Source organism: Flavobacterium arsenatis, assembly GCF_031456785.1.
GTDB lineage: Bacteria > Bacteroidota > Bacteroidia > Flavobacteriales > Flavobacteriaceae > Flavobacterium > Flavobacterium arsenatis.
In genome coordinates this window covers 1-1,011 of the sequence record NZ_JAVDVI010000037.1, presented here as the reverse complement: position 1 = coordinate 1,011, position 1,011 = coordinate 1, and the positions used below count along the sequence as shown (strand labels likewise).

Sequence of the window (1,011 nt, the reverse complement as noted above, 5' to 3'; positions counted from 1 at the left end):
CTGAACTCGATTAATAATTTAGGCTAAAAATATTGTACAAAAAGGTAAAATTTAGTATATTTAAATCTCTGACAATTAAATATTTAAACTAAATTTCACCTATGATTTGTTTTGATAAAATTACTGATATTTTTTCTATTGTTGATGAATTTTGTAAAGATTTTGACAAAACTACACAACCTTTTCTGCTAGGAAAACCTTCCAAGCGACCTGCAATTATGTCAAAGTCCGAAGTAATTACAATTTATTTGCTTTTCCATTTGAGTGGTTTTCGCTGTTTCAAGCATTTTTATATTTTTTATGTTCAAAAGCATATGCAAAAGGAGTTTCCAAAGACCGTTTCTTATAATCGCTTTTTAGAACTTATGCAGAGTGTTCTTTTACCCATGACCATTTTTGCTAAAACTTGTTGTTTAGGAAAATGCACAGGGATTTCCTTTGTAGATTCAACTCCAATAAGGGTTTGCAAAAATAAAAGAATCAGTAGGAATAAAGTTTTCAAAGGCACAGCTACCACAGGAAAATCTACAATGGGTTGGTTTTATGGCTTTAAGCTTCATATTATTATTAATGACAAAGGAGAATTATTAAGTTTTGCTGTAACCCAAGCGAATGTTGATGATAGAGAACCTCTTAATAATGAAGGCTTTCTGAATGCAATTTTTGGAAAATTATTCGGTGATAAAGGATACATAAGCAAGAAGCTCTCCCAATTATTATTTGTCGATGGAATACAATTAATCACCAGTATTCGCAATAATATGAAAAACAGTTTGATGCAAATGAGCGATAAAATTTTACTTCGTAAACGCTCAATAATTGAAACCGTTAATGATGAACTTAAAAACATTTGTCAAGTTGAGCACTCTAGGCATCGTTCTTTTACTAACTTTTTGTCAAATATTATTGCTGGAATAATTGCTTATAATTTTCTGCCGAAAAAACCTTCTTTAAAATACGAAACAATTAAAACTAACCAATTAGCGGTCTTTTATTAATCGAGTTCAGGTT

Annotated in this window: 1 protein-coding gene; it reads left to right on the top strand. The window is 30.1% G+C overall.

The annotated features are described in order from the left end of the window. The first annotated feature begins 101 nt into the window (after positions 1-101). Entirely contained in the window at positions 102-998 is an 897-nt protein-coding gene (locus J2X31_RS18190; RefSeq protein WP_310029018.1) for an IS982 family transposase, read from the top strand. Positions 999-1,011 lie beyond the last annotated feature (13 nt).

Excerpts from the sequence above, each read along its gene's own strand:
- J2X31_RS18190 (WP_310029018.1), top strand. The coding sequence starts at position 102 with ATGATTTGTTTTGATAAAATTACTGATATTTTTTCTATTGTTGATGAA.